The organism is Synechococcus sp. CBW1002, from assembly GCF_015840915.1.
GTDB lineage: Bacteria > Cyanobacteriota > Cyanobacteriia > PCC-6307 > Cyanobiaceae > CBW1002.
Genome location: NZ_CP060398.1, coordinates 2,071,843 through 2,094,641, shown reverse-complemented (window position 1 = coordinate 2,094,641; position 22,799 = coordinate 2,071,843). Strand labels below are relative to the sequence as shown.

Annotated in this window: 20 protein-coding genes and 3 tRNA genes; 12 read left to right on the top strand and 11 right to left on the bottom strand. The window is 67.7% G+C overall.

Going from position 1 to position 22,799, the window contains the following annotated elements; all coding sequences use genetic code 11:
- Window positions 1-197: 197 nt before the first annotated feature.
- The 5 genes from trpC to H8F24_RS10105 all read right to left on the bottom strand — a co-directional run bounded on the left by trpC (window position 198) and on the right by H8F24_RS10105 (window position 3,855).
- Window positions 198-1,085 (bottom strand): indole-3-glycerol phosphate synthase TrpC, encoded by an 888-nt coding sequence (trpC, locus tag H8F24_RS10125; RefSeq protein ID WP_197169615.1) that lies wholly within the window; start codon window positions 1,083-1,085, stop codon window positions 198-200.
- Between the two features lie 57 nt (window positions 1,086-1,142).
- Window positions 1,143-2,585, bottom strand: a complete 1,443-nt coding sequence (gene lpdA, locus H8F24_RS10120; protein ID WP_197169614.1) for a dihydrolipoyl dehydrogenase — start codon at window positions 2,583-2,585, stop codon at window positions 1,143-1,145.
- A gap of 13 nt (window positions 2,586-2,598) precedes the next feature.
- The gene (locus tag H8F24_RS10115; RefSeq protein WP_231598267.1) at window positions 2,599-3,435 is read right to left on the bottom strand and encodes an RNA methyltransferase; all 837 of its coding nucleotides are present in this window, start codon (window positions 3,433-3,435) and stop codon (window positions 2,599-2,601) included.
- Window positions 3,436-3,514: 79 nt separating this feature from the next.
- Entirely contained in the window at window positions 3,515-3,763 is a 249-nt protein-coding gene (locus H8F24_RS19455; protein WP_231597723.1) for a hypothetical protein, read from the bottom strand.
- An 8-nt stretch (window positions 3,764-3,771) separates the two neighbouring features.
- Window positions 3,772-3,855, bottom strand: a tRNA-Leu gene (locus tag H8F24_RS10105).
- 226 nt (window positions 3,856-4,081) lie between these two features.
- On the opposite strand from H8F24_RS10105, the gene murA reads away from it, so the two are divergent.
- From murA to H8F24_RS10080, 5 genes are all read left to right on the top strand, one after another.
- A complete protein-coding gene (gene murA, locus H8F24_RS10100; RefSeq protein WP_197169612.1) occupies window positions 4,082-5,383 on the top strand; it encodes a UDP-N-acetylglucosamine 1-carboxyvinyltransferase in 1,302 nt (433 codons plus the stop codon).
- Window positions 5,384-5,426: 43 nt separating this feature from the next.
- A tRNA-Leu gene (locus H8F24_RS10095) sits at window positions 5,427-5,508 on the top strand.
- A 69-nt stretch (window positions 5,509-5,577) separates the two neighbouring features.
- The gene (locus H8F24_RS10090; RefSeq protein ID WP_197172204.1) at window positions 5,578-6,756 is read left to right on the top strand and encodes an aspartate aminotransferase family protein; all 1,179 of its coding nucleotides are present in this window, start codon (window positions 5,578-5,580) and stop codon (window positions 6,754-6,756) included.
- 4 nt (window positions 6,757-6,760) lie between these two features.
- Window positions 6,761-8,023, top strand: coding sequence for a folylpolyglutamate synthase/dihydrofolate synthase family protein (locus H8F24_RS10085; protein ID WP_197169611.1), 1,263 nt, complete (start codon window positions 6,761-6,763; stop codon window positions 8,021-8,023).
- Between the two features lie 164 nt (window positions 8,024-8,187).
- A complete protein-coding gene (locus H8F24_RS10080; RefSeq protein WP_231597714.1) occupies window positions 8,188-8,700 on the top strand; it encodes a pentapeptide repeat-containing protein in 513 nt (170 codons plus the stop codon).
- Between the two features lie 34 nt (window positions 8,701-8,734).
- On the opposite strand, the gene H8F24_RS10075 is transcribed toward H8F24_RS10080, so the two are convergent.
- From H8F24_RS10075 to H8F24_RS10060, 4 genes are read right to left on the bottom strand one after another with little or no spacing between them, the layout of a single operon-like run.
- Window positions 8,735-10,279, bottom strand: a complete 1,545-nt coding sequence (locus tag H8F24_RS10075) for an FAD-binding oxidoreductase (RefSeq protein ID WP_197169609.1) — start codon at window positions 10,277-10,279, stop codon at window positions 8,735-8,737.
- Window positions 10,280-10,296: 17 nt separating this feature from the next.
- Window positions 10,297-11,643, bottom strand: a complete 1,347-nt coding sequence (locus tag H8F24_RS10070; RefSeq protein WP_231597712.1) for an amidohydrolase family protein — start codon at window positions 11,641-11,643, stop codon at window positions 10,297-10,299.
- Window positions 11,640-12,083 (bottom strand): DUF4359 domain-containing protein, encoded by a 444-nt coding sequence (locus tag H8F24_RS10065; RefSeq protein ID WP_231597710.1) that lies wholly within the window; start codon window positions 12,081-12,083, stop codon window positions 11,640-11,642. Before H8F24_RS10065 ends, H8F24_RS10070 begins: the two co-directional genes overlap by 4 nt.
- A gap of 36 nt (window positions 12,084-12,119) precedes the next feature.
- Entirely contained in the window at window positions 12,120-12,884 is a 765-nt protein-coding gene (locus H8F24_RS10060; protein WP_197153779.1) for a hypothetical protein, read from the bottom strand.
- Window positions 12,885-13,038: 154 nt separating this feature from the next.
- Here H8F24_RS10060 and H8F24_RS10055 point away from each other — a divergent pair.
- Window positions 13,039-13,111: transfer RNA gene (locus tag H8F24_RS10055), tRNA-His, on the top strand.
- A 190-nt stretch (window positions 13,112-13,301) separates the two neighbouring features.
- On the opposite strand, the gene H8F24_RS10050 is transcribed toward H8F24_RS10055, so the two are convergent.
- Together H8F24_RS10050 and H8F24_RS10045 are read right to left on the bottom strand one after the other, a co-directional pair.
- The gene (locus tag H8F24_RS10050; protein ID WP_197169608.1) at window positions 13,302-14,387 is read right to left on the bottom strand and encodes a DUF1611 domain-containing protein; all 1,086 of its coding nucleotides are present in this window, start codon (window positions 14,385-14,387) and stop codon (window positions 13,302-13,304) included.
- The gene (locus H8F24_RS10045; RefSeq protein ID WP_197169607.1) at window positions 14,381-15,487 is read right to left on the bottom strand and encodes a dipeptide epimerase; all 1,107 of its coding nucleotides are present in this window, start codon (window positions 15,485-15,487) and stop codon (window positions 14,381-14,383) included. The genes H8F24_RS10050 and H8F24_RS10045 overlap by 7 nt, the downstream gene beginning before the upstream one ends.
- A gap of 165 nt (window positions 15,488-15,652) precedes the next feature.
- Here H8F24_RS10045 and glsA point away from each other — a divergent pair, with 165 nt between their 5' ends.
- From glsA to ftsZ, 6 genes are all read left to right on the top strand, one after another.
- Window positions 15,653-17,485 (top strand): glutaminase A, encoded by a 1,833-nt coding sequence (gene glsA, locus H8F24_RS10040; RefSeq protein ID WP_197153777.1) that lies wholly within the window; start codon window positions 15,653-15,655, stop codon window positions 17,483-17,485.
- A gap of 163 nt (window positions 17,486-17,648) precedes the next feature.
- Window positions 17,649-18,953: a tRNA (N6-isopentenyl adenosine(37)-C2)-methylthiotransferase MiaB gene (miaB, locus tag H8F24_RS10035; RefSeq protein ID WP_231598266.1), complete on the top strand. Its 1,305-nt coding sequence runs from the start codon at window positions 17,649-17,651 to the stop codon at window positions 18,951-18,953.
- A gap of 39 nt (window positions 18,954-18,992) precedes the next feature.
- Window positions 18,993-20,090: a D-alanine--D-alanine ligase family protein gene (locus H8F24_RS10030; protein ID WP_197169606.1), complete on the top strand. Its 1,098-nt coding sequence runs from the start codon at window positions 18,993-18,995 to the stop codon at window positions 20,088-20,090.
- Window positions 20,087-20,497 carry a hypothetical protein gene (locus H8F24_RS10025; protein ID WP_197153774.1) on the top strand — a complete coding sequence of 137 codons (411 nt, stop codon included), beginning with the start codon at window positions 20,087-20,089 and terminating at the stop codon, window positions 20,495-20,497. The genes H8F24_RS10030 and H8F24_RS10025 overlap by 4 nt, the downstream gene beginning before the upstream one ends.
- The gene (locus tag H8F24_RS10020; RefSeq protein ID WP_197153773.1) at window positions 20,494-21,345 is read left to right on the top strand and encodes a cell division protein FtsQ/DivIB; all 852 of its coding nucleotides are present in this window, start codon (window positions 20,494-20,496) and stop codon (window positions 21,343-21,345) included. Before H8F24_RS10025 ends, H8F24_RS10020 begins: the two co-directional genes overlap by 4 nt.
- A gap of 246 nt (window positions 21,346-21,591) precedes the next feature.
- Window positions 21,592-22,674 (top strand): cell division protein FtsZ, encoded by a 1,083-nt coding sequence (ftsZ, locus tag H8F24_RS10015; protein WP_231597708.1) that lies wholly within the window; start codon window positions 21,592-21,594, stop codon window positions 22,672-22,674.
- The last annotated feature ends 125 nt before the right edge of the window (window positions 22,675-22,799 follow it).

Sequence of the window (22,799 nt, the reverse complement as noted above, 5' to 3'; positions counted from 1 at the left end):
CGATATGGCGTCAGGCCCTCGCCTTACGGCGAGGGCTTTTCTGTGGGGGGCTTTGTTGAGGTCAGTCTTTTTGAGAAGTTTTTTCGTGGCAGCTCTTCGCCCGTACCTCCCCTATTCGACCCGTCACCCCTTGTTCGAGCAGGGTGCTCACTGCTGAGCCGTGCCCCGCCTCAGGCTTTCGTCCAGTTAGCGGTCGTCTACGCACCTTCGATCAGCGTCTCCAGAGCAGCGGTCACATCGGGCTGCCGCATCAGCGCTTCGCCCACCAGCACCGCATCGGCGCCGGCGCTCTGCACCCGGTCGAGGTCGTCGCGGTTGAACAGGCCCGATTCGCTCACCAGCAGGGCCCCCTTGGCGCGCACCTGGGCTCCGTGGCGCTGCATCAGCTGCTCGGTGGTGGCCAGATCGGTGTGGAAGGTGCTCAGATCACGGTTGTTGATGCCGATCAGCGTCACCCCGTCGAGGGCCAGCACCCGCTCCATCTCGGCGGCATCGTGCACTTCCACCAGCACCGCCAACCCCAGACTGCGGGCCACCTTGAGCAGGTAGCCCAGGTCTTGATCGGTGAGGATGGCGGCGATCAGCAGGGCCGCGTCGGCGCCGGCCGCACGGGCCTGGTACAGCTGATAGGGGCTGAGGATGAAGTCTTTGCAGAGCAGCGGCAGGGCCACCACCTGGCGCACCTGCACCAGCACCTCGAAGCCGCCCTGGAAAAAGGTCTTGTCGGTGAGCACCGACAGGCAGCTGGCGCCACCGGCCGCGTAGCCGGCGGCAATGGCTTCGGGGTCGAAGTCTTCGCGGATCACACCCTTGCTGGGGCTGGCCTTCTTCACCTCGGCGATCACGGCGGGCTTACGGCAACTGGCCCGCAGGGCCGCCACGAAGTCCCGCGGGGCCGGCAGGTCGACCACCTGAGCCTTGAGCTGCTCCAGGCTCACCCGCTCACGCGCGACCGCCACCTCCCGGTCTTTTTCCCAGACGATCTTCTCGAGGATGTGGCGGGGTTCAGCCTCCGGATGGGGAATGCCGTAGGTGAGGTGGGCCACCTTCACGGGGGGATTGGGCGGGCGGCGGCGGATCTCCATGCGGGTTCAGAACGGGGAAAGGAAAAGGAGACGGGGGTGGTCCAGTGGGGTGACCCCTCAGCCCACGGCCATGGCGGCCTGCTTGTAGGCCACCTCGACCACCTCGCTGAGGGTGGGATGGGTGTGCACTTCGCTGGCCAGCTGCTGGACGTTCTGGCGGCGGGCCACGGCGTTGGCGATCTCCTGGATCAGATCAGCGGCGTGCAGGCCGTAGATGTGGGCGCCGAGCACTTCGCCACTGCTCTTGTTGAACAGCAGCTTCATCAGACCATCGCTCTCCAGCTCAGCCAGGGCCTTGGAGTTGGCCTTGAAATAGCTGCGCACCATGCCCAGCTCGAAGCCGTCACGGGCCGCCAGCGCCCTGGCGTCGGCTTCGCTCAGACCCACCGAACTGATCTCGGGGTGGGTGAAGGTGGCCGCCGGAATGGAGCGGTAATCAATCTCCCGGCCATGGCCCAGGATGTTGTCGATGGCCACGGTGCCCTGGGCGGCGGCGGTGTGGGCGAGCATCATCTTGCCGGTCACATCGCCCACGGCCCAGAGGTGGGGAACCGGTTCTCCATGCACGAGCACGCGCATCCGGTCATCCACCGGGATGAAGCCGCGGTTGGTCTCCACTCCCACGGAGGCCAGGTTGAGGTCCTTGCTGCTGGGAACCCGGCCGGTGGCCACCAGGACCGCATCGACCTCCAGGGTTTCGACCAACTCGCGGCTCTTCATGTCGGCCAGTTCAATCATGACCGGGCAGCCCGTTGTCACCTTGCGCGCCAGCAGGCCCGATCGAGCATCGATGTCGCGGCCGTCGATCAGCTTGCGGGCCGCGATCTTGGCGATGTCGGGATCGAAGGTGGGCATCACCCGATCCAGGGCTTCAATCATCGTGACTTCACAGCCCAGGGCTGTGTAGACATCGGCAAACTCCAGTCCGATGTAGCCACTGCCGATGATCGCCAGCCAGCGGGGCAGCCACTCCAGGCTCACCGCTTCGTCGCTGGTGAACACGGTGCGGCCGTCGGTCTCGATGCCAGGTGGCACGAAGGGTTCCGAACCGGTGGCGAGGATCACCTCGCGGGCGGTATAGGGGCGCTCAAGGCCACTGCCGCTCTCGCGAACCACCACGCGCTGCACCCCATCGAGGCGGCCCTTGCCCCGCAGGATGGTGGCGCCGGCCCGCTCCAGGGTCTTGGTGAGATTGCCGCGGATCGTGGCCACCAGCTGGTTGGCGTGGTCGGCGATTTTCTGGCGCTCGAAGCGCACCGGCGCCGCATGGATGCCGAAGCCGGCCAGATGCTCGGCATCGGCCAGCTCGCGCACCCTGCCGCTGGCGGCCAGCAGGGCTTTGGAGGGCACACAGCCGCGATTCACGCAGGTGCCGCCCATGTCGCGGGATTCGACGATGGCGACGCTGAGCCCATGGTCTGCAGCATGTTTGGCCGCATCGAAACCGCCGTAGCCGGCGCCGATCACGATCACGTCGTAGTCGAAGGTCGCGTCGCTCACCGGGGCCGCTGCATCACTGATGCGGCATTCTCTCCTGTGGCTGGCTCCCGCGTTGCAGGATCCCCTGCCGGCAGCGTTCGAGCAGCAGCGGCGCCGCCGCCACCGCCACGTTCAGGGATTCCACCGCTGGGCTGTGGGGAATCGTGACCCGATGGCTGGCGAGAGTCAGGAGGTCGCTGCTGAGGCCTCCGCCTTCGTTGCCCAGCAGCAGGATCGTGGGCCGGCGCCAGTCGAGCTGCCAGTAAGCGATCGGGGCCTCCTCCGCCTCCAGCGCCGATGGCGCCATGGAGGCCACCACCTGATAACCAGCCTCCCGGGCCTGGCGCAACCGCAGCCGCAGCTCATCCTCCTCGAGGCGCTCCAGCGGCAGCTCCAGGGCGGATCCGGCGGAGGCTCGCAGCACCTTGGGCTGGAATGGATCGGCACCGCCGGCAAGCCAGAGCCGCTCCACCCCCGCCGCCAGAGCCGTGCGCATCAGGGTTCCCAGATTGCCGGGGTCCTGCAGCCGGTCAAGGACCAGCAGGAATGCGGGCAGCGTGCCATTGACGCAGAGGGGCAGCGGCAGGGTGAGCACCACCCCATCGGGGTGCTCGGTGGTGGCGGCAGCGGCCAGCACTTCGTCGCTCACCCGGTGCAGGCGCGTGCTGGCAGGCAGGGCCGCAACCAGCTCGGGGTGGCTCCCTTCCCAACGGGTCGTGAGCAGCAGATCACAGGGCTGCAGCCTCAGCCGCAGGACTTCCTGCAGCAGGTGCGTGCCCTCAAGCAGCATCAGGCCTGCATCACGGCGGCCTCGAGAATGGTGCAACTGGCGCAGGTTCCGCACCAAGGGGTTGCGGCGGCTGCGGATCAGACCCTCGTCGCTGCTCAGGCTTTCCTCGCTGCTCAGCCCTTCCTCGTCGGGCTGCTGTCCAGGGCGATCCACGCCCGAATCAGAAGCTCTGGTGGCGCCGGACATGCATGTGATCGCGAACGAGGACGGACCCATCACCGATGTCAAGACCATTGACCACAGCGACTTCACCTTGGAGGCCTTCGGCCTCGAGGTTCTCGATCAACTTCTTGATGACGATGTCTTCAACCGTGGACTGATCAAAGGAATCAGGTGTAAGTCTCTCAAGAAACTTACCGACTTTGGAAGCAACGACCTCGGAGGCGTTGGTGATCTTGAGGACGATCATGAGAAAAGTGCGGATGGGGAGACTTGAACTCCCACGACATTGCTGCCACTAGTACCTGAAACTAGCGCGTCTACCAATTCCGCCACATCCGCTGGCGCGCCGCTCGTTGCGACTGGAAGACCATACGGCATGGTCCGCCCTCCCTCCAATACCGCCTCCGGGAATGCTCGCCATCGGCGTGGGCTGACTGGGCTGACGCCGGCACCGGATCGTGGCTAGGCAGGGCAATCGGGACGAGACAGTTCAAGGGGCGGCCGTCTAGACGGTCACACCGATCATTGTCAAGATGCCGCAACCGAAGACGGGACAGCCGCAGCCATGACCTACACCATTGTCCCGCCCCAGAAAATCCTCAATCCCCAGCTGGAAATTGCCGGCGGTCATGCCCTTTCCGGCGAAATCCGCGTCAGCGGTGCCAAGAATTCCGCCCTCGTGCTGATGGCGGCCTGCCTGCTGACCCGTGATCCGATCAGGCTGCGCAATATCCCTCCCCTCACCGACATCACGGCCATGGGAGAGATCCTGGCGGCTCTCGGAGTGCAGGTGATCCGTCAGGGAGAGGCGATTGAGCTGAACGGCGACCACATCAACCAGTCCACCGCTCCCTACGAGCTGGTCAACAGCCTGCGGGCCAGCTTCTTCTGCATTGGCCCCCTGCTGGCCCGCACCGGCATGGCGAAGATGCCCCTGCCCGGTGGCTGCCAGATCGGATCGCGGCCGGTGGTGGAGCACGTCAAGGGGCTCAAGGCCCTGGGTGCCCAGATCACGATTGATCATGGCGTCGTCACGGCGGTCGTGCCCGGTCAGGGACACCGTCTGCGGGGCGGTCGCATCCATCTCGATTGCCCGAGCGTCGGGGCCACCGAGACCCTGATGATGGCGGCCGCCCTGGCCGAGGGCGAGACCACGATCTACAACGCCGCCCAGGAACCCGAAGTGGTGGATCTGGCGGGCCTGCTGATCGCCATGGGAGCCCGGGTGCGTGGCGCCGGCACCCAGACAATCACGATCGTGGGGGTCGACCGCCTGCACGGCACCGACTACGCCGTGATCCCCGATCGGATCGAAGCCGGCACCTATCTGCTGGCGGCGGCGATCACCCGCTCCCATCTGCGGGTCGCCCCCGTGATCCCCGAGCACCTCGGCGCCGTGATCACCAAGCTCGAGGAAGCCGGCTGTCACATTGAGAACGACGGCATCGGCCTCACCCTGCGGGCGGACAACGTTCGGGCGGTTGATCTGCGCACCCAGCCTTTCCCCGGCTTCCCCACCGACCTGCAGGCTCCGTTCATGAGCCTGCTCGCCACGGCGGAGGGCACCAGCGTGATCACCGAAAACATCTTCGAGAATCGGCTGCAGCACGTGGCTGAGCTGCAGCGCATGGGTGCGTCGATCCGCATGAAGGGCAATACCGCCTTCGTGGAGGGCGTCTCCCGGCTGAGCGGTGCACCGGTGCAGGGCACGGATCTGCGGGCCTCGGCGGCGATGGTGCTGGCCGGTCTGGCCGCCGAGGGCATCACCACCGTGCAGGGCCTCGAGTACCTCGATCGCGGCTACGCCGACCTTGAGGGCAAGCTCAATGGTGCCGGCGCGGCGATTCGGCGCACCAGCGCCGGCTGATGACGCCAGCCCAGGAAGGGGCCCCACGTAGGATCTGAGGCATGGGAGCGTGCCGGAATTGGTAGACGGACTCGACTCAAAATCGAGCGCCTTCGGGCATGTGGGTTCAAGTCCCACCGCTCCCATCTCCCCCCAGAGTTCATCCAGCCACTTCAGCCATCGTGTCCATCCCTCCGGCGCCCCTTTCCCCGGTGATGGACACCTATGCCCGCTTCCCCCTGGAGCTGGTCAAGGGCAAGGGGGTGCATGTCTGGGACAGCCAGGGCGACCGCTATCTCGACTGTGTCGCCGGCATCGCCGTCTGCACCCTTGGCCATAGCGACCGGGTGTTGAAGCGGGCCCTCTGCCGCCAGCTGGGCAAGCTGCAGCATGTCTCAAACCTCTACCGGATCCCGGAGCAGGAACAGCTGGCGGCCGCCATCACCGCCCGCAGCTGCACCGATCGGGTCTTCTTCTGCAATTCCGGCGCCGAGGCCAACGAGGCCGCCATCAAGCTGGCCCGCAAGCATGGTCATGGGACGCGGGGCATCACCCAGCCCCTGATCCTCACGGCCCAGGCCAGCTTTCACGGCCGCACCCTGGCAGCCGTCACCGCCACCGGTCAGCCCAAGTATCACCAGGGGTTCGAGCCCATGGTGCAGGGCTTCCGCTACTTCCCCTACAACGACATCGCCGCGTTCGAGGCCCTGCTTTCCGACTGCGAGGCCCAGGGGCCGACGGTGGCGGCCGTGCTGATTGAGCCGATCCAGGGTGAGGGCGGTGTCATCCCCGGTGATCCAGTTTTTTTTGCTCGGTTGCGCCAGCTCTGCGACGAGAAGCAGATCCTGCTGATCTTCGACGAAGTGCAGATCGGCGTGGGCCGCAGCGGTCGGATGTGGGGCTATGAAATCCTCGGTGTCGAACCCGACGCCATCACCCTGGCCAAGGGGCTGGGCGGCGGCGTGCCGATCGGCGCCCTGGCGGTGAAGGCGGCCGTTGACCACTTCCGTCCCGGCGAGCACGCCAGCACTTTTGGCGGCAACCCACTGGCCTGCCGGGCCGGCCTCACGGTGCTGCGCGAGATCGATCGGCGTTCGCTCCTGCCCCATGTGGAGCAGATGGGGCAGGTGCTGCGGCAGCTGCTCGAGGAGCTGGTTCGCCGCCATCCCCACCTGCTGGAGGGATGCCGAGGCTGGGGCCTGCTCCAGGGACTGGTGCTGCGTCCGGAGGCCCCCACCGCTCCCGAGATCGTCAAGGCGGCCATGGCCCAGGGGCTGCTGCTGGTGCCCGCCGGCCCCCAGGTGGTGCGCTTCGTGCCGCCGCTGGTGATCCAGGCGCGTCACCTGCACAAGGCGGTGAAGCGCCTGGAGAAGGCCCTGCTCAGCCTGGCCTGACGGGGTGGCCCTCGATGCCTTCGCCGACCTGATCGAGCCCTTCCAGCGGCGCGGTGTCGACCTCGGTCTGGAGCGATTGACGTGCGCCCTGGCGGACCTCGGCCATCCGGAACGCCGCTTCCGCACCGTGCAGGTGGCTGGAACCAACGGCAAGGGATCGATCGCCACCCTGGTCCACGCGGCCCTGTTGCAGGCCGGGATTCGCTGCGGGCTCTACACCTCTCCCCACCTGGTGAGCTGGTGCGAGCGGATCCGGCTCGGCGCAGCGCCGATTCCCGCCCCGGAGCTGCGCCGCCAGCTTGAGGCGCTGCAGAGGGTGGGGCAGCGGCACCGGCTCACCCCGTTCGAACTGGTCACCGCCGCCGCCTTCTGTGCCTTTGCCGAGGCAGACCTGGAGCTGGTGGTGCTGGAAGTGGGGCTGGGGGGGCGACTTGATGCCACCACGGTGCATCCCCGGCGCGAGGTGATCGGCTTTGCCGCGATCGGCATGGATCACGCCGAATTTCTCGGATCGGATCCCGGCCAGATTGCCGCGGAGAAGGCCGGCGTGTTGCGGCCGGGTTCTGTGGCGATCAGCGGCCCCCAGAGCCCAGCCGTGGCGGCGGTGTTGCAGGAGCGGGCCGAGACGGTCGGGGCGGAGTTGCGCTGGATCGAGCCAGCCGTGGCGGCAGATCGGGGTGACGATTGGCTCCACAGCGATGGACTCACCTACCGCTGCGGCCTGAGTGGAGCGGTGCAGCGGCACAACAGCGCCGTGGCCCTGGGGATGCTGCGGGCGCTGATCGAAGGCGGCTGGCCGATCAGCGAGGAGGCGATCGCGGCGGGATTCGCGGCGGCCCGATGGCCCGGCCGGCTGCAACCCGTGCACTGGCAGGGCCGCACCCTGCTGCTGGATGGGGCCCACAATCTGCCGGCCGCCGAAGCCCTGCGCGCTGAGCTCGACCAGCGGGCTGCCCAGGGAACGATCGCGGCGGCAGGGGAACGGATCTGGTTGCTCGGCATCCTGGCCAACAAGCAGGGGCCGGCGATGCTGCGGGCTCTGCTGGCCCCGGGCGATCGGGCCTGGATCGTGCCGGTCAGCGGCCATTCCTGCTGGAGCCAGGACCAGCTGGCAGAGGCCTGCCCGGAGCTGGCCAGCCAGCTGCAGACGGCGGCGGATTTGGCCTCGGCCCTGAACACCCTGCCGCCTGCTGGAACGACCCCGCTGATCGTGGCGGGTTCCCTGTATCTGATCGGCAGCCTTCTCGCCGTCGCTGCGACAGAGTGAAGCCAGACGCCGCCAGCACCGTGATGCCTGTCGTTCAGCTTCCGGTGCTCCGCCAGCCCGCGGCCACGACGCCCCGGAGGTCGCGGGGGGCATCAACGGGCTGTCGCAGCGGGCTGAAGCGACTGGATCTCGTCAGCGGACTCAGGGGACTGTTGGGTGGGCTGTTGGCCTGCACCCTGCTGCTCCTGCTGCTGCCGGCCGGTTTGCCGCCAGCTGCCGCCCTCGACACCGCCGCGGGGGTTGGATTGCAGGAGCGGGCCCTGTTCCAGGAGAGGGTCGACTACACCCTGACCAACCAGAGCGGCCAGGACTTCAGCGGCCAGGACCTGGCCAGCTCCTCCTTTGCTGGAGTGGTGGGGCGTCAGGCCAATTTCCACGGCGCTGACCTGCATGGGTCCATTCTCACCCAGGGCGCCTTTGCCGACGCTGATTTCAGCGGCGCCGACCTCAGTGATTCCCTGATGGACCGGGGCGATTTCAGCGGTGTCGATTTCCGGGGCGCGGTGCTGCGCGGCGCGATCGCCTCCGGGAGCAGTTTCGCTGGTGCCAATGTGACCGATGCCGACTTCAGCGACGCCCTGCTGGACCGCTCTGATCAGAAACAGCTCTGCCGCAGCGCCGAGGGCACCAACCCGATCACTGGGGTCGACACCCGCCTCAGCCTGGACTGCGGCTGAACCCCTAACGACTGACCGGTCAGCGCTTTCATGATCAGGCGGCGTTGGAGGCGCCCGTTGATCGGGCCGCATCCAGATACCAGCCGCGCAGCTTGCCGGGATTGAGCAGGCCGGCAGGGTCGTAGAGGGCCTTGGCCGCCACCTGATCGGTATCGACCACGCCAAGGCCGCCATCCTCGACGCTGATCACGTGCGGATTGAAGATCAGCGCTCCAAGGCTGCGGCAATGGTCCATCAGGGCTTGCAGGCGTTCGTTGTCGTGCCAGCGCAGCAGCGGCAGCCCTGCCAGCCGCGCCGCGCCGGACTGCCGCACGGCCTCCAGGTGCCAGAGCACATCGCCGCCCCAGCTGTCTCGCAAGGCCTCCAGCGCTGGCCCCTCCGGCTGGGGCAGGAGCATCTGCAGGTAGGTCCAGCCAGGGGTATGGGCCCGCCAGTGCAGGGTGGTGTGGTTCCAGGTGAGCTCCCGCAGGGGCAGTCCACGGCTCTGACCCTGGGGCGCCTGCCAGCAGACACTGCCACCTCGCTGGGCCAGCCAGTGCGGCAGCAGATCAAGGCTGTCGGGGGCGGCCAGCAGCAGCAGCCGATGCTCTCCCGCCTGCGGCGACGGACACCCCTGCGGCCAGGGGGAGCGTTCGGCGATCGGTGCCTCCAGCAGGCAGAGGGCATTGAGCAGCAGCGCCGTGGTTGGCAACTCCTGGGCCACGGCCAGGGCGTCCTGCCAGTGGGAGAACCCCACCACCAGCTCCTGCCACGCCACCGCTTCGGTGGTCGCCAGGGTCAGGGCGGTGAGGATGCCATTGGTGCCGTACGCGTGGTTGAGCGGGCGGCTGGACTCCGCATCCAGCTGCAGCAGCCGCGGTTCCTGCTCCAGGGTCACGATCTCGAGCCCGAGCAGATGGCCTGGATCCCGCAGAAAGCCCCAGCGCAGCGATCCGATACCACCGGAGCCACCGGCGATGAAACCACCCAGGCTGGAGGTGCGGTAGGTACTGGGCGCCAGGCGCAGCGCCCGCCCATGGCCGGCCAGCTGCTGATCCAGGGGGGCCAGCAGGCAACCGGCCTCCGCCGTGATCACCCCGCTGTGGGGATCGACCCGTCGCAAGCGGTTCAGGCCGGAGAGATCGAGCACCACCCCACCAGCCAGGGGGACGCACTGGCCGTAATTCCCGGTGCCGGCACCCCGCAGCGTCAGTGGCACGGCATGGCGGGCACAGGCTGCCGCCACCACCATCACCTGATCGGTGGAGTTAGCGCTGACCGCCAGCTGGGCGCTGTGGTTCTGGAGCAGCGGAACCAGCACCGGCGAGTAGTCGTGATAGTCGCTGGAGCGCCGCCGGAGCTCACGGGCCATGGCAGCCGTCTGGTCCGCCTGCTGCGGCCCCTGATCACCGCTGGCCGATGGCAGGGGGCCCACCAGCGGCAGATCGGGGTGATGCCGCGCCAGGTCTTCGGCGAGGGCACGCACTGTGTCGACGGAACAGTGTCCCGCTGCCGCCAGCAGGGCCGCGGCGTCGTAGATGCTGTGGGCGGCTGGGCTGGGAGCCTGGGCGCTGGGTTGCGGCGAGTCTGTCGAGGGCATGAAGGGAGGTGATCAGCTCAGGGGCTGAGATGGGCGGTCATGCCCCCCACACTGGCCAGAACGGCCGCCGGCTGCTGCGACAGCGGTGGTGGCAACCAGTGACCGCCTCGCAGCACCCGTCGCTGCGGTGAGCGTGCCAGCACCTCGCTCCAGGAGCAGGCCGCCAGCACGACCAGGTCCGCCGGCCCCCCCTGGCGCAGCACCCCGTCCCAGGGGAGGCGCAGCAGCCGCGCCGCTTCGGTGCTGAAAGGAGCCAGCCCCTGGCGCAGCCAGGGGGCCTGATGGCTGGCGGCCACGCTGAAGCGCAGCACCTCGATCGGATCGAAATCGCCGCCGGGGAACCAGGGATCCTGCACGTTGTCGCCGCCGATGGCCACCAGCACCCCGGCGGCCTGCAGTTGGCGCACCGGCGCCTGGGGCCGCAGCCGCGGTGTGCAGCCCGGCCTGCGATCCAGCAACCAGTGGTTGGTGCCCGGCAAGGCCACCACGGCCACACCAGCGGCGGCGAGCTGATCGAGCAGGGGCCTCAGTTGCCGTTCCGGCAGCAGCGCCAGGCTGCTGGCGTGGCTGCAGGTGATCGGCACGGAACAGGGCTGGTGGCGCAGTACCTGGAGCAGCATCCGCACGCCGCGGGCCTGACCCTGGTCGCTTTCGTCGATGTGCAGATCGATGCCGCAGCCGTGGCGCTCCGCCAGCCTCAGCAAAGCCTCCAGGGCCCGCTGGTCGTCGCGGCTGGGGCGATAGGGCGGGCCGAGCACACCACCGAGCAGTCCACCCGTCGCTGCGACCCTTGCCGCCAGGGCCTCGCCAGCCGGAGTGCCCCAGTGAGCCAGGGGCACCAGGGCCACCAGCTCCAGCTCCAGCCGATCGGCCCAGCGGAGGCGAAGCGCCTCCAGGGCCTGCCAGCTGGGCTCCCACCAGGCACCGAGGCTGTCGATGTGGCTGCGCATCGCCCGCAGGCCCTGCCGCCAGCCCCGCTCCAGGGCCCGTTCGCCCCGCCCGTGAATCTGCTCCTGGGTGCGTTCGTTGGCCTCGTTGCGATTGGCTGCCATGGCACCGGCGATCGTCCCGGACCGGTTGGCATGGGGCGCCCAACTGAAGGCTTTATCGAGGTGGGCGTGGGGTTCCACCAGGGGTGTGAGGGCCAGGGGCAGGGCGGCGGGATCGAGCCCGTGGTGGGGGCAGCCTGGCCAGGCCTCGATGGCCGCGATACGCCCATCGACACAACGCAGACGGACGGCCACCAGTCCATCGGCATCCGCTGCGGGCAGGCCCGTCAGGCCCGGATCGAGAAGCTGGCGCGGCAGCTGCAGGTCCAGGGCGCTAGGTGGGGCTGTCTGGTCAGGGCCGGCTTCGGGATTCAACGCCTGGCCTCCTTCTCCTGACCCTTCGGGTCTGGGCGGCGTTCTTCACCGGCCTCAAGCACCCAGAAGTGTCCAGCCATGGCCAGGGTCGAGACGGTGTAGTGGGGCAGCCGCCAGTTGGGCAGGAGCTGCTGGCCACCGATCTCGGTGCTGTAGAGACTGCCCACTCCGAAATCGATGCGGCGACTCTGGCTGCGGGCCAGCTGGCCGAGCACTCCGTGCTGGGCCCTGACCAGGCCATGGCAATCACTGATCACGAGTCGGATCATGAGCGGCAATCCCTTCTCGCTGCAGAGCTCTTCGGAAGCCATCGCCGCCAGCCGATCGCCGGCAAACCGTTCGAACTCGTCGGGGCCGGGGTTGGTGGCCGCCAGGCCAGCGACCCCCAGGAGCACCACGGGCAGGCCCACGAGCCAGGGTGTCAGCGATCGGGAGGGCAAGCGAGGTGATGACGCGGGTGCACAGGTTCGCAAAGTTCAGCTCTGGGGAGGGACCGGCGCTGCGGCTCCGGCTGGAACCGGTGGTGCATCGGCCTTGAGAAAGTCCTGAGCTCGGCACTGGCTGTAGCGGGAAACGGCCTGCTCCTGGAGCGCATCGCCTTTCAGGAGAGCGGGATTGCGGCGGCGCAGCTCGGCCAGCTGTTGCTGCTGCTGGGCTTCCAGCACCATCCGCCGCGCCCGGTGGCGAGCCTCCCAGCGTCGCCGCCGCTGCGACTCCGCCTCCCTCCAGGCCGCGAGAGCCGCCTCGTAACGCTCCCGATCGAGTTCCTGGTCTTCAGGCCGATAGCGAGCCTCAAGCTCCTCATCAGGGGGCTGTGGTCGTGGTGCGGGGGTGTAGGCCTCCAGGCGCTGATCGGCGAGGGTCTGCCGGGTGCGGCGCAGCTCCGTCACCAAGGCGAGCATGGGCTGGCGCTGCTGACGGCAGCGGGCCAGATCGGCCTGCAGCCGTTGCTGAGCCTGCTCCCGTCGCCGCCGTTCCTGGGCTGCCTCTGAGGCCAGGCGCTTGTCCACACCGGGCAGGCAGCGCAGCTCGCGCCAGGGCCCCAGCAGGGGAGGTCCCGAAGCAGCGGCCAGGTTGCGGCAACGCTGCCGGCCAGCCTCACTCACCCCAACCCCTGCCAGGGCACAGCTGCTCAGCAGCAGGGACAGGGCCAGCAAGGGCGTGACCAGGCGGAAGGGTCTCGCGACCAGACCGTCTCCGGCAGGGGGTGGGTCAGGGGAGGGGAAGCGACCGGCAGCCACGCGGTCTAAACCTGCATTGGATCGGCATGGACGCTAGAGCCCGAGCCGGGCGATGGGTTGACTCGTCCCAGGGCACCCTGCCGGCACGCCATCCCGGCAGGGTGGTCATGCGCTGTGGTGCAGCCTGTGCTGATGTAAGTTCTGCCTACCCACGGCGGGCGTCGCCAAGTGGTTAAGGCAGCGGCTTGTGGCGCCGCTATTCGGGGGTTCGAGTCCCCTCGCTCGCCCTCTTTCAGACCGGTGGCTTGTCCACCGGTTTTTTGCTCTGAAGCGTGATCGAGTCGCAAGCGCTGCAGGGGTGCCTTGTCGTTTCGCTTTCCGTCTACGGCTTCGGTGTACCAGGCGATTCCTGTGCCATGGAGCGTGTCTGAGACGCATCGTGCATGGGCCGGTTGGACCACAGCCCCCAAGTCCTGATCAGGAAGCCTCTGTCTCCTGATGCTGGCCCCCCAGGGCATCCAGGAGCCGATCGGCACCCGGCCAATCCCGCACCGGATCAGCGCAGACCAGCCCGGTCTCCTGCGCCACGGCCACCATGGCCGCAGCGGCCTGATCGGCGCTGAGATGGGCGGTGTTCAGAGCAATCGCCGCCACCCGAGGCGGGGGTGTGAGCCCCGGACGTCCCAGGGCAGCCACCGCTTCCAGGGTGGCGATCAGCTCGGCCAGCGCGGGCAGGGCAATGCTGGGGTGGCGCTGGATGGTGGTCTGGCCGGACCGATGCACCAGCAGCAAGGCCGTGGGCTGGCAGCCACGCAGCAGGGGCAGGGTTGCTGTGGAGCCGGGGTGGCAGAGGGATCCCTGGCCCTCCACCACCAGCAACCCCTCACCGCCAAGGCCATGCGCCGTTGCCAGCACGGCCTGCTCCACCGCCCCGGCGGCGTAATCGACCCGCACCGCATCGAGGGGAATGCCATGGCCGCTGATCAGAATTCCAGCCTGGCCGGTGCCCACGAACCGGGCCGGCAGGCCTCTCCTGCCTGCGGCGGCGACCAGCTCCAGGCAGGCACTCATCTTCCCGACCGCCATGTCACTGCCCACCGCCAGCACCCGCCGGCAGGGCAGGGTCGCCGCCCGGGCCGATCCCACCACCAGGCCGGGTGGCTCCTGCCGCAGATCCCAGATCCACTGGCCGGGCTGCAGCCGCGCCGCCAGCTCCGGATCGTCGCCAAGGCGACTGTGCAGGCCACTGGCCACGCACAGGCCCGCCTCCAGGGCCGCGGCCACATCCCCCCAGAGTGCCGGCGGCAACTTGCCGCCGGCGGGGGCCAGACCCACCACCGCCACGCGAGGTCCGAGCGGCAACGCCTCACGGAGGCTGGCCAGAACCGGCAGATCCCGGGGGATTCCTGTCAGCTCCTGAACGCGGCGACCGGCGTTCTCCGGGTCAATCACCGCCACGATCGGCCCATGGCGGTAGCGCAGCATCGCCAGGCCGGTCTTGCCGCCCAGATCCGTGAGCCCGCCGTGCTGCAGCAGCACGATCGGTGCGTCGTCCGTCAGCACGGCAGGTCCCCTAGCGAGGTTTCGGCAAGCCCTCCGTCCACCCCAATCCCCGGGCGATCGGACGGCCGCAGCTGGTCTCCCTCAAGCTCTGGCCCCAGGAAGGGATCGTCGACAAGGTTGAGGTGGCTGTCCAGATCGGGCCAGCGCACCAGTGGCAGCAGCTGGGACGCGGCGCCGTTGAGCAGGGCCGCATCGGAATAGCAGCCGAGCATCACCCCCAGTCCAAGCCGCTCGGCTGTGCGGGCCATCAGCAGGGCCTCGCTCAGACCACCACTCTTGAGCAGCTTGATGTTGATGCCGTCCACGTAGGGGGCCAGCCGCAGCAGATCCTCCACATTCCAGCAGCTCTCATCGGCCACCAGCGCCATCGGACAGTCGAGCTCCAGGGCGGCGAAGCCAGCCGTGTCCGCCTCCGGATCGCTGAGCGGCCCCAGGGGCTGCTCCACCAGCACCACGCCCTGGTGCTCCAGCCAGGGCAGCAGCGACCGGGCCGTTTCGAGGCCCCAGCCACCGTTGGCATCCACCTGCAGCTCACAGGGCTGCCCCGTGACCTGGCGGCGGCGCTCCAGGGCCACTGCCACCGCCTCCACCAGCTGCCGGTCGTGATCCGGCCCATCGGGGCTGCCGAGCTTGAGCTTGATGCGGCTGGCCGGCATCGCCTCCCACCAGCGCTCCAGCCGTGCCAGCACCGCCGCCACCGTTCCCAGGCCAAGGGTCACGCTGGTGGGCTCGCCGGCCTGGCGGTCCAGACCCCAGAGGCGCCAGAGGGGCTGGCCCAGCCGCTGCCCCCACCAATCCCAAAGGGCCAGGTCGACGGCGCAGCGCGCCGGCGGTGAGAGGTCTGCCAGCAGGGGCTGCAAGGCCTGCATCGGCTGGGGGGCCAGAGGCTCGATCCGGGGCAGGAACGCCGCGAGTTCTACCGCCAGTGTCTCGGTCTCGAAACAGCGGTGGCCGGTGTCGAACCCGCCGGTCTCCCCACGACCGATCACGCCCTCATGTTCGATCTCCAGCAGCAGGTGCTGCACCGCCGCCGTAGTGCCGCGGCTGATCGCCAGCGGCACCGCCTTGGTGAGGGTGAAGCGGTGTAACAGGCAGCGCATGCCAGCCAACAGCCCGTCAGGACAGTCAGATTGGAGTCACGCTGACACAATCACCGACGAGGCACCACATCGGTAACAGGAAGCACAGATTCGCGGGCCGAGGTGGCCTCAGATCACGGCAATCCAGACCCCTGCGATCCGCACCTTTGCGGCCCTGTTCACTCCATGCCCCATAGCGATGCGACCGCCTCGGCTATTCAGCAAATCCTGGAGGAGGTACACGCCCGCTTCCTGAACCTGCGTGACGGCGCTCCAGCTGACTACATCCCGGAGCTGGCCAAGGCTGATCCCGATGACTTCGGCATCGTGATCGCCACCACCGATGGCCGGGTCTACGAGGTGGGACAGACCCGCAAACTGTTCACGATCCAGTCGATCTCGAAGCCGTTCGCCTACGGCCTGGCCCTGAAATTGCTCTCGGCCGATCACATGCAGACGAAGGTGGGCGTTGAGCCCTCCGGCGACGCCTTCAACGCCATCAGCCTCCATCCGGTCAGCGGAATTCCCCGCAACCCGATGATCAATGCCGGCGCCATTGCCACCACGGCCCAGATCTGGGCCCACGATCCGGAGCGGGCCGAATCGATGCTGCTCGATTTTCTTTCGGACATGGCCGGCCATCGCCTGGAGGTGGATGAGGCGGTATTCCGTTCCGAGCGGGACACGGGGCACCGCAACCGGGCCATCGGCCATCTGCTGCGCAACTTCGATGTGATCAATGCCTCGCCGGAGCCCGGCCTGCAGCTCTATTTCCGCCAGTGCGCGGTGAAGGTCACCTGCCAGGACCTGGCGGTGATGGCGGCCACCCTGGCCTGCCAGGGCCGCAACCCACGCACCGGTGTGGTCACCCTGGATCCGGCGATCACCACCAATGTGCTGGCGGTGATGGGCAGCTGCGGCATGTACGACTACACCGGCCAGTGGCTCTACAACGTGGGCATGCCGGCCAAAAGTGGTGTGGGCGGAGGTGTGATGGCGGTGGTGCCCGGACGGGTGGGCCTGGCCGTCTACTCGCCGCCCCTCGATTCCTTCGGCAACTCCAGCCGCGGCATCGCCGTGTGTGAGGAGCTCTCCCATCGGCTGGAACTCCATCTGTTCGACCAACCCGCCCGCAGCGGCACCACGATCCGCTCCTCGGCCACCGGCAAGAACCGCTACTCGCGCCGATGGCGGAGCGCCGCCGAATTCGGCCATCTCGATCGTCATGGGGAGCGCATCCGGGTGCTGCAGGTGCAGGGGGTGCTCGATTTCGCCGCGGTGGAGGAACTGTTGTCTCACCTGGAGGCCAGTGTCATCTCCGAGTCGTTTGTGGTGATGGATCTGGCCCAGGTGGTGGGCCTGCCGTCGATCAGCGCCGGCCTGGTGCTGAACCAACTGGAGCTGCTGGCCCAGCGCGGCATCCGCTGCCTGCTCTGCCGGGGCGAGCATCTCGAGGGTTTCTGGCCAGGGGAGTCAGACACCCTTCCCCCCGACTGGTTCACGAGCCTCGACACGGCCCTGGAAACAGCGGAAAACCTGCTCCTTGAGAAGCTGCGGCTGGAAGACGCGCCAAACGCCCTGGAGTCCAACACGATCCACCTGCTCGAGGTTTTGCCGGAGGCCAGTCGGGCGGTCCTGGAACCATTGCTGGAACGGCGATCCTTCACCAAGGGTGAGGTGGTGTTCCGCCGTGGTGATGCCGGCCAGGAGCTGTTCCTGATCGAGGCGGGTTGCTTCAGTGCCGGTGAAGAACTCCAACCCGGTAAACGCATCCGTTTTGCCACATTCAGCACCGGCGTGAGTGTGGGGGAGATTGCCTTTCTCAATGGCACACCCCGCACCGCGGACATGGTGGCCGAGGAAGATGGCAGCTGCCTGGTGCTCCAGCGCGAGGCCTTTGACCGGTTGCATGAGGAGCGGCCGGATTTGGTGATCGAGATCCTGCTGGCCCTGCACGGGGATCTAGCCCTGAAGCTCCAGCGTGCCAACCAGCAGCTCTCGCTGCTGGAGCAGCGCTGAGCCTTCCAGAGCCCCACGGCGGTTGATGTCCGAAACTGGCGTCATGCAGGCCCCCTCCCGCCCCCAACACCCCGTCCCCGCAGAGCCGCTCTCTGCTCCTGTGCTCGACCCGGCAAAGCCACAGCAACGCGGCAGCTACTGGATCACCACCTTTGGCTGCCAGATGAACAAGGCGGATTCCGAGCGGATGGCAGGGATCCTCGAAGCGATGGGCTACGCCCCCGGCCGTGATGAACACACGGCCGATCTGGTGCTCTACAACACCTGCACGATTCGCGACAACGCCGAGCAGAAGGTCTACAGCTACCTGGGCCGTCAGGCCCAGCGCAAACGCGCCAACCCCCATCTCACCCTGGTGGTGGCGGGCTGCGTCGCCCAGCAGGAGGGGGAAGCGCTGCTGCGCCGGGTGCCGGAACTGGATCTGGTGATGGGTCCGCAGCACGCCAACCGGCTCGACACCCTGCTGAGCCAGGTGGAGAGCGGCCAGCAGGTGGTGGCCACCGGCGATCACCACATCCTGGAGGACATCACCACGGCCCGGCGGGACAGTGCGGTCTGCGCCTGGGTGAACGTGATCTATGGCTGCAACGAGCGCTGCACCTATTGCGTGGTGCCTTCGGTTCGGGGCGTTGAGCAGTCGCGCCGCCCCGAGGCGATCCGCCTGGAGATGGAAGGGCTGGCGGCGCGGGGTTACCGGGAAGTGACGCTGCTGGGCCAGAACATCGACGCCTATGGCCGCGATCTGCCCGGCATCACCCCCGAGGGGCGCCGTCAGCACACCCTCACGGATCTGCTCCGCTTCGTGCACGACGTGCGGGGCCTTGAGCGGATTCGCTTCGCCACCAGCCATCCCCGCTATTTCACCGACCGCCTGATCGACACCTGCGCCGACCTGGAGAAGGTGTGCGAACACTTCCACATCCCCTTTCAGAGCGGCGACAACGACGTCCTGCGGGCCATGGCCCGCGGCTACACGGTGGAGCGCTACCGGCGCATCCTCGACCGGATCCGGGAGCGCATGCCCGATGCCGCGATCAGCGCCGATGTGATCGTGGGTTTCCCCGGTGAGACCGATGCCCAGTACCGGCGCACCCTCGATCTGGTGGAGGAGGTGGGCTTCGATGCGGTCAACACCGCCGCCTATTCCCCCCGACCCAACACCCCCGCCGCCGCCTGGCCGGACCAGCTCAGCGAAGCAGTCAAGGTGGAGCGCCTGCAGGAGCTCAACGCCCTGGTCGAGACCCAGGCGAAACAGCGGAGTGCGCGCTACGCCGGCCGCTGCGAAGAGATCCTGGTGGAGGGCTCCAATCCCAGGGATCCGGCTCAGATGATGGGGCGCACCCGCACCAACCGGCTGACGTTCTTCCCGTCCAGCCGGCCTGATGGCAGCGTGATCGCTCCTGGTGATCTGGTCTCGGTGCGGATCGATCAGGTGCGTGCCTTTTCACTCAGCGGCGCCGTGCTCTGAAGCGATCGCTGATACCTTTGGCCCCTCTTCTCTGCCTCGATGGTCGTCGCGCCCACCCACCTCGGCCTGGTGTTCGGGGGGGCCTCCGGTGAGCACGCCGTGTCGATCCGCTCCGCCAACACCGTGGTGTCGGCTCTGCGCCGCGGTGCCAACGCCGAGCGCTATCGGCTCAGCTGCTTTTACATCGATCCCCAGGGCCGCTGGTGGCCGCCGGACGTGGCCGAAGCCGTGCTGGCAAAGGGAACACCTGCCGAACCCGGCGACCTGCCCCAGGCGCCCTCCCGCCCAGGCTTCCAGGGCTTTCCACCGGGTGCTCTGGAGGTGGAGGTGTGGATCCCCGTGTTGCATGGCCCGAATGGGGAGGACGGCACCATCCAGGGCCTGTTCACCCTGATGGGCGTTCCCTTCGTGGGCTCCGGCGTGCTGGGTTCCGCCGTGGGCATGGACAAACAGGCGATGAAGGCCGCCTTTGCCGCCGCCGCCCTGCCCCAGGTGCCCTACGCCTGCGTCGATGCCGCCGAACTCGCTGAGAACTCCGAGGCCCTCTGGACCCGCCTGGAGCAGCAGCTCGGCTATCCCTGCTTCGTCAAGCCCGCCAACATGGGCTCCTCGGTGGGAATCAGCAAGGCGGTCGACAGGCCAAGCCTGATCGAGGGCCTGCGCCAGGCCGCCGCCCTGGATCACCGGCTCGTGGTGGAGCAGGGCGTGGTGGCCAGGGAACTGGAATGTGCCGTGCTGGGGGGTGGAGCCAGGCCGTTGCAGGCATCGGTCGTGGGCGAGATCCGCTTTGATGCCGACTGGTACGACTACACCGCCAAATACAGCGAAGGTCTCAGCCACACTGTGATCCCAGCCGCGTTGGCACCCGAGGTGAGTGAGCGGATCCGCAACCTCGCCATCGCCGCCTGCCGCGCCGTTGGGGCCACAGGCCTGGCCCGGGTGGATTTTTTCTACGACGAGGCTGGTGCTGAGCTGCTGCTCAATGAGATCAACACCCTGCCGGGCTTCACCTCCCAGAGCATGTACCCGATGCTGTGGCAGGCCAGCGGCTTACCGCTTGAGGAGTTGTTGCATCAACTGGTGCAGGGCGCGAGAGAATGGGCTATGGCATCGGCAGCTGGAGACCCAACCCCATGACGCACGGCCTGCTCTGGCTTCCCCTGCTGCTGATCTTCATTCTCCTGCCGGCCCTGGGCTGGCTGGAGCGGCGTCGCCAGCACCTCTTCCGCACCTGGGCCGCCGGTTCGGAACTGGCCAAGCTGGATGGCTGTGGTGCCGCACGGCTCAAAGAGGGGGTGCTGAGCTGGAGCCGTTTTGAAGCCGGCACTCTCAAGCAGGCGGATGCCTTTCCGATCAAGCAGCTCGAACTGGTGGAGCTGCTGTCGCTCCATTCCGGTGAAGCGCCGCTCACCGATGAGAGCCATGGCAGTTGCCGGCTGCGGCTGGTGGGCGATGGCCGGCAGATGGATCTGCCCTTCTCCGATGCCGATCGGGCCCGCCGCTGGATGGATGAACTGATGGCGCGTTCCCGTTGCGACCTGTGAAAGCAGGCTCCCTGCAACCGGGGGTGGAACGGCGGCGTGAGCTGCGGCGCCAGCGTCGCCAGGAACGCCTCCGGAACACCTGGCGCCTGTTGGTGCTCAGCGGCCTCACCGCCGGCCTGGGCTACGTCCTGTTGCGCCAGGGCTGGACCCTCACCCGGCCTGATCAGGTGGAGGTACTGGGCAGCCGTCAGGTGAGCCGCGAGCAGGCCATCCAGGCCGCCGGCCTGCGCTTCCCACAGCCGTTGCTGACGGTCCATCCCCACGCCCTGATGGAGAGGCTTGCGGCGGCCCTGCCGGTGGAGAAGGTGCAGGTGAGTCGCCTGATGCTGCCGCCACGACTCCGCATCAACCTGGTGGATCGCCAGGCCGTCGCCCGTGCCGAACGCCGCACGCCCAAGGGCCTGGAGCAGGGTTACGTGGATCGTCTTGGGAACTGGATGAGTGCCCGCCAGAAGATCGGCGTCCCGTCGGCCGAGGTGATGGGCCTCAAGGTGGTGGGATGGAACGAACGCCATCGTGGCTCCCTGACGCAGCTGCTGGAGAATCGCCAGGCGATTGGGCCAGATCTGCGCCAGATCCGTTTTGAGCCGGATGGCTCCCTCTGGCTGGATACGGCCAGTCTTGGCCGCATCCGCCTGGGTCCGATGGACGGACAGTTGGAGCGCCGCCTGGCGGTGCTGCGCCACCTGAAAGAGGAGCTGCCGGCCCAGGTGAAGGGCCGACGGGTGCAATCGATTGATCTGAGCGATCCGAACCAACCGGAACTGGGCCTGCCGGCTCCAGCCCGTGGTGCGTCGGCCGCCAATGCTCCGGGGGCACCGGCGCCGGTACCGATCGGTGCCCAGTGAGAGGCCTACGGCGGTTTCCCGGGCTGGTTTTGGCCAGCACACCCACACAGGGCCTTGTCATTTCAGGGTTTCAACAGGAATCTATTCACCTCGATTCGGTGCTGGACGCCTTCCGCCGACATAATGCAGCCGCAGACCAACGGCACATGCCCTCCGATGCAGCATGACCAGGACCGACAGTTGCACCTGCCGGCCCATTCCGGCCATGCTGGACTACAGGTCGACGCCGACTTGAGACAGACACTCGTGAGCAGCAACGGCATCGTCCCCAGTCAGTCCGCCCGCATTGAGGTGATCGGTGTGGGTGGAGGCGGAAGCAATGCCGTCAACCGCATGATTGCCTCCGACCTCCAAGGGGTCGGCTACCGGGTTCTCAATACCGACGCCCAGGCGCTGCTTCAATCTGCGGCTCAGCAACGGGTGCAGCTTGGCCAGAAACTCACCCGCGGCCTCGGAGCAGGCGGCAATCCTGTGATCGGCCAGAAGGCCGCCGAGGAGTCGCGCAATGAGCTGCTGGAGTCGCTTCAGGGTTCGGACCTGATCTTCATCGCCGCTGGCATGGGCGGCGGCACCGGCACCGGGGCGGCGCCGATCCTGGCCGAGGTGGCCAAGGAATGCGGAGCCCTCACGGTGGGCATCGTCACCAAACCCTTCAGTTTCGAGGGTCGCAAGCGCATGCGTCAGGCGGAGGAGGGCATCGCCCGCCTGGCCGAACATGTGGACACCCTGATCGTGATCCCCAACGACCGGCTGCGCGAAGCCATCGCCGGGGCTCCTCTGCAGGAGGCCTTCCGCGCCGCCGACGACGTGCTCCGGATGGGCGTCAAAGGCATCAGCGACATCATCACCCGCCCTGGCCTGGTCAACGTCGATTTCGCCGACGTGCGCTCGGTCATGTCCGAGGCCGGCACTGCTCTGCTGGGCATTGGTGTGGGGTCGGGTCGCTCCCGCGCCATCGAAGCCGCCCAGGCCGCCATGAGCAGCCCCCTGCTGGAGGCGGCCCGCATCGACGGAGCCCGCGGCTGTGTGATCAACATCAGTGGGGGTCGGGACATGACCCTCGAGGACATGACCACCGCCTCTGAGGTGATTTACGACGTGGTCGACCCTGATGCCAACATCATCGTCGGCGCCGTGGTGGACGAAGCCATGGAGGGCGAGATTCACGTGACCGTGATCGCCACAGGCTTCGACAGTGGCGGTCCCTACCGCGTGGAGCGCCCGGCGGTGACCCAGTTCACCCCTGCCGAGACTCTCAATGCCGACAGTTCAGACCAAGGCGCCAATATCCCCGCTTTCCTGCTCAAGCGCCAGACTCGCGCCGACTGAGTTCCTGCTGCCAGAAGGCGATCTGGGAAGAATTTTCACAACCTAGACATCCGCTTGAACCAGTGGTTGAGACGAGTTCTCTTCCAGTCCAGACAGCAGTTGTTCAACAGGCAGCTGTCAGGAAC